Source organism: Streptomyces sparsus (genome assembly GCF_054776295.1).
In genome coordinates, this window is the sequence record NZ_BAAHCA010000323.1 from 1 (window position 1) to 4,992 (window position 4,992).

Genomic DNA, 4,992 nt, shown 5'->3' on the forward strand with positions numbered 1-4,992 from the left:
GGCCTCGGCGTGCCGCAGCGCGGCGGCGGGGGCCACGAGCACACGGTGGCCGGCCGCCTAGGCCCGCCAGCACAGGTCGACGTCGTCGCGCATCAGCGGCAACCGGCGGTCGAAGCCGCCGAGTTCCTCGAAGACGTCGCGGCGGATGAGCATGCCGGCGCTGGAGACCGAGAGGACCTGGCGGACCTGGTCGTGCTGGCCCTGGTCCTGTTCGCGGCGGTCCAGGCCCGTCCAGCGGCGGCCGCTGTTGGCGATGGAGACGCCGGTCTCCAGCAGTTGGCGGGTGTTGTACCAACTGCGCAGCTTGGGGCCGACGATCGCGGCGGAGGGGCTGCCGTCGGCGACCCGCAGCAGTTCGAGCAGTGCCTCGGGTTCGGCGGCGCTGTCGTCGTGCAGCAGCCACAGCCAGTGCACGGGTTCGCCGTGCGGCAGTTCGGGCAGGTCGTAGGCGTCGTCGTGCCAGCTCCTGGTCACCGGGTCCCAGCCGCTGGGCCGTTTCAGGTAGGGCAGTTCGTCCGGGCCGAGGACCGGCGCGGTGCGGGCTGCCTCGGCGACGGCGGTGCCGAAGCCGGTGCGGCGGGCGAGGTGGAGGACGCGGTCGGCGCCGAGCGGGTCGGTGACGAGCTGGGCGGAGGCGTCGGCGCTGCCGGTGTCGGCGGCGATGACGTCCTGCGCCGGGCGGACCTGGCCGACCAGTCCGGCCAATGCGTCGGGGAGCCAGCGCTCTCCGTCGTGGGAGACGAGCACGGCGGTAACGACGTGCTTCGGGAACTCGGGAGCGGCCTGTTCGTACTGGGCCGCCGAGTGGCTGTGCACGGACATCGAGCTACGGGCCCCGGTCAGTGGGTGCGGAGGACGCGGTGCGTCCTGGACGGTGCCCCACACTAATGGGGTCTGCCGCCGCCGCGCCCCGGACCGGCCAGACCGCCCGCTACCGCGCTGCTTCGAGCGGTCCGGGCGGTTCGACTGGTTTGACCGGCTGTGTGGGGGCCCGTCCGGGCGGGCCCCCGCCGCCGTCACCGGGCGGGACGATCCCGGCTCCGACGCGGCCTCGACTGCCTCCGGGGACGGGGAGGGTCAGATGGCGGCTTTCTTGAGCCGGCGGCGTTCGCGTTCCGAGAGGCCGCCCCAGATGCCGAAGCGTTCGTCGTTGGCGAGTGCGTATTCAAGGCATTCGGAGCGGACCTCGCAGGCGAGGCAGACCTTCTTCGCCTCGCGGGTCGAGCCACCCTTCTCAGGGAAGAAGGACTCGGGATCGGTCTGGGCGCACAGTGCGCGCTCCTGCCAGCCGAACTCTTCTTCCGCCTCTTCGACCAGCAGTTGCTGGAACAGCTCGGTCATGTGCGCGCCCCTCGTCGGTCTTTATGTCCCCGTGATGCCACCGTTATCGATCAGTGCTGAACGACACGAGTGAAATTACAAGTGCGCCGATCCGTGGCAGTCAAGCCGAGATCTGCTATTGGGTCCGTTATTCACTCTGCGGAACCAAGGCATCGCAGTAAGTGTTCATATCGCCACAAACTATGACAACGAACACCGCACCCGCGAAGCGGCCGATCGACGTCCTCAATGCCTCAGACGCCACCGCCCACCACCCGCGTTGCGCCTCGCACTCCGATGCGAACTTGATCACAGAACGATCACGGAAGCACAACGGCGGTCGCCGATACGGTTGCTGCGCCTGGTATCCGGGTTCCGCGCAAGCAAACCTCTGGTCGCGCCAACCAGCTGAAAGGGGTGAACCAATGCCGCCAAACGGGACATCCGGTTGACAGCAGGCGGTTCGGCACGCTCTTCTGGTCCCATGCCAGTGACTCCTGCGCCCAGCCCGACCCGCGTCCGCGGGTCCGTTCGCGCTGCCCAGGTCGACTGTCGCTGTTGCTGTTGTTGAGGCACGCCTCCTGACTCCGTTGAGAGACGCCCCCTCCCCGCGCTGAGCCCGCTCTCGGGCGCCTCGCTCCGGAGGGACCTCCGCGTCGAGCTTTGAGGCGCCCCTCCGGGTGCCTCCCGCCGCGCTCCCCCATCAGCACAGCCACCCACTGCCGCTAGGGACACCACCTGTGAACAGCGACGTCGAGATCGCCGGCGATCTGCTCGCCATCCCCCACCTGCTGCCGCCCGCGCCCGCGCACCCGTCGACGGTCTCCGGCTTCGCCGGGCTCGCCCGAGCCGTCGCGGCCGACCGCGACTCCTGGGCCCCGCTGGTCCGCTACGACGCCACCACCCGCTGGTACCACCGGCTGCGCACCGGCCCCGGCTACGAGGTGTGGCTGCTGAGCTGGGTGCCCGGGCAGCGCAGCGGCCTGCACGACCACGGCGCCTCCTCCGGCGTACTCACCGTGCTCCAGGGCCGCCTGACCGAACGTACGGCGGCGACGAGCCGCGAGCTGGCGACCGGCTCGCAGCGGGTCTTCGGCCCCGGCTACGCGCACGAGATCGTCAACGACACCCTGGAACCGGCCGTCAGCCTGCACGTCTACTCGCCCGGCCTCACCACGATGCCGATGCACGACACCCACGGCGCCACCCCGCTCGCCGAGCCGGGCGCGCCGCTGCCCTCGCCCGCCGCCCCGGGCGTCACCACCGGCTGACAGACTGTGCCGCATGCAGCGCATTGTGGTTCTGGCCGGCGGCATCGGCGGTGCCCGTTTCCTGCGCGGCCTGCGACAGGCCGTCCCGGAGGCGGACATCACCGTCATCGGCAACACGGGTGACGACATCCATCTGTTCGGGCTGAAGGTCTGCCCCGACCTCGACACCGTGATGTACACGCTCGGCGGCGGCATCCACCAGGAGCAGGGCTGGGGCCGCGCCGACGAGACGTTCACGGTCAAGGAGGAACTGGCGGCCTACGGTGTGGGGCCGGAGTGGTTCGGGCTGGGCGACCGCGACTTCGCCACCCACATCGTGCGCACCCAGATGATCGGCGCGGGCTATCCGCTGAGCGCGGTCACCGAGGCGCTGTGCCGACGCTGGCAGCCCGGCGTGCGGCTGCTGCCGATGACCGACGACCGGGTCGAGACGCACGTCCTCGTCGACACCGAGGACGGCAGCCGGAAGGCCGTGCACTTCCAGGAGTACTGGGTGCGGCTGCGCATCGACGTCGAGGGGCACGCCGTGGTGCCGGTGGGCGCCGAGCAGGCCGAGCCCGCGCCCGGCGTGCTGGACGCGATCGCCGGCGCCGACGTCGTTCTCTTCCCGCCCTCCAACCCGGTGGTCAGTGTCGGCACGATCCTCGCGGTGCCCGGCATCCGCGAGGCCATCGCCGACGCCGGTGTGCCGGTGGTCGGCCTCTCCCCCATCGTCGGTGACGCCCCGGTCCGGGGCATGGCCGACAGGATGCTCGCCGCCATCGGCGTGGAGACCACCGCGACGGCCGTCGCCCAGCACTACGGTTCCGGGCTGCTGGACGGCTGGCTGGTGGACACCGTGGACGCGTCCGCCGTGGACGCCGTGGAGGCCGCCGGCATCCGCTGCCGCGCGGTGCCGCTGATGATGACCGACCTGGACGCCACCACGGAGATGGCCGCCGCGGCACTCGCCCTCGCGGAAGAAGTGCGGTCGTGAGCGAACCGGACCCGGCGCCGTCGTACCAGGTGTGGGCGCTGCCGGGCATACCCGAGGTCCGGTCGGGCGACGACCTGGCGCAGCTGGTCGCGGACGCCGCGACCGGCAGCGGCATGCCCGGGCTGGCGCACGGCGACGTGCTGCTGGTCACCTCCAAGATCGTCAGCAAGGCCGAGGGCCGGTCGGTGCGGGCGACCGACCGGGAGGCCGCCATCGACGCCGAGACGGTCCGCACGGTGGCCCGCCGCGGACCGGCCCGCATCGTCGAGAGCCGGCACGGGTTCGTGATGGCGGCGGCGGGCGTCGACGCCTCGAACACCCCGCAGGGCACCGTCCTGCTGCTGCCCGAGGACCCGGACGCCTCCGCCCGACGGCTGCGGGACGGCATCCGGGAACTGCTCGGCGTCGAGGTCGGCGTGGTCGTCACGGACACCTTCGGGCGGCCCTGGCGCATCGGGCAGACGGACGTCGCGATCGGCGCGGCCGGGGTGCGCGTGGTGCAGGACCTGCGGGGCAGCACCGACGCGCACGGCAACCCGCTCGGTGTCACCGTCACCGCCGTCGCCGACGAACTGGCCGGTGCGGGTGAACTGGTGAAGGGCAAGGCGGACGGCATGCCGGTGGCCGTGCTGCGCGGTCTGCCGCAGCACGTGCTCGGCCTCGACGAGGAGGCCCCGCCGGACGCCTCCACCGTTCCCGACCCCGGGTCGGTGGCCGCCGGGGACGAGGGCGCCCGGATCCTGGTCCGGCCCGCCGCACAGGACATGTTCCGGCTGGGCACCTCCGAGGCCGTCCGCGAGGCGGTGTCGCTGCGTCGCACGGTCCGCGACTTCACCGACGAGCCGGTGGACCCGGCGGCCGTCCGCCGTGCGGTCGCCCTCGCCGTCACCGCGCCCGCCCCGCACCACACCACACCGTGGCGCTTCGTCCTGCTGGAGTCGCCGGACAGCCGGGTACGGCTGCTCGACGCCATGCGAGACGCCTGGATCGCGGACCTGCGGGCGGACGGCCGCTCCGAGGAGAGCGTCACCCGGCGCGTGCGGCGCGGGGACGTGCTGCGGCGGGCGCCGTACCTGGTCGTGCCGTGCCTGGTCGCGGAAGGCGCGCACCACTACCCTGACGCGCGGCGCAGCACGGCCGAACGGGAGATGTTCGTGGTCGCCGCGGGCGCGGGCGTGCAGAACCTGCTGGTCGCGCTGGCCGGTGAACACCTCGGTTCGGCGTGGGTGTCCTCGACGATGTTCTGCCGGGACGTGGTCCGGCGGGTGCTGGAGCTGCCCGACGACTGGGACCCGATGGGCGCGGTGGCCGTGGGGCATCCGGCCGCCCCTCCACCTCCCCGCCCGCCGCGGACCAGCGAGGACTTCCTGGTCGTGCGCTGACCCCGGGGGACGCCCCCGGGCCGGCCGCAGGCCGTGGCCCGGC

General features: G+C 72.6%; 4 protein-coding genes and 1 pseudogene. 3 read left to right on the plus strand and 2 right to left on the minus strand.

Annotated elements, in window-relative coordinates:
* Positions 1–60: 60 nt before the first annotated feature.
* Positions 61–822: pseudogene (locus tag ACYVE9_RS15445) on the minus strand (glycosyltransferase); the annotation flags it as partial.
* Between the two features lie 255 nt (positions 823–1,077).
* Positions 1,078–1,341 (minus strand): WhiB family transcriptional regulator, encoded by a 264-nt coding sequence (locus ACYVE9_RS15450; protein WP_283993631.1) that lies wholly within the window; start codon positions 1,339–1,341, stop codon positions 1,078–1,080.
* 719 nt (positions 1,342–2,060) lie between these two features.
* Here ACYVE9_RS15450 and ACYVE9_RS15455 point away from each other — a divergent pair.
* Genes ACYVE9_RS15455 through ACYVE9_RS15465 form a run of 3 tightly spaced genes read left to right on the plus strand, consistent with a single transcriptional unit; the run spans position 2,061 to position 4,949 of the window.
* Positions 2,061–2,591, plus strand: coding sequence for a cysteine dioxygenase (locus ACYVE9_RS15455; protein ID WP_461028424.1), 531 nt, complete (start codon positions 2,061–2,063; stop codon positions 2,589–2,591).
* A gap of 13 nt (positions 2,592–2,604) precedes the next feature.
* Positions 2,605–3,567 (plus strand): 2-phospho-L-lactate transferase, encoded by a 963-nt coding sequence (cofD, locus tag ACYVE9_RS15460; RefSeq protein ID WP_461028425.1) that lies wholly within the window; start codon positions 2,605–2,607, stop codon positions 3,565–3,567.
* On the plus strand, positions 3,564–4,949 hold the full coding sequence (locus ACYVE9_RS15465; protein ID WP_461028426.1) for a coenzyme F420-0:L-glutamate ligase: 1,386 nt from the start codon (positions 3,564–3,566) through the stop codon (positions 4,947–4,949). The genes cofD and ACYVE9_RS15465 overlap by 4 nt, the downstream gene beginning before the upstream one ends.
* Positions 4,950–4,992: the final 43 nt, after the last annotated feature.

Coding starts and splice junctions, on each gene's coding strand:
- ACYVE9_RS15450 (WP_283993631.1), bottom strand. CDS start 1,341: ATGACCGAGCTGTTCCAGCAACTGCTGGTCGAAGAGGCGGAAGAAGAG.
- cofD (WP_461028425.1), top strand. CDS start 2,605: ATGCAGCGCATTGTGGTTCTGGCCGGCGGCATCGGCGGTGCCCGTTTC.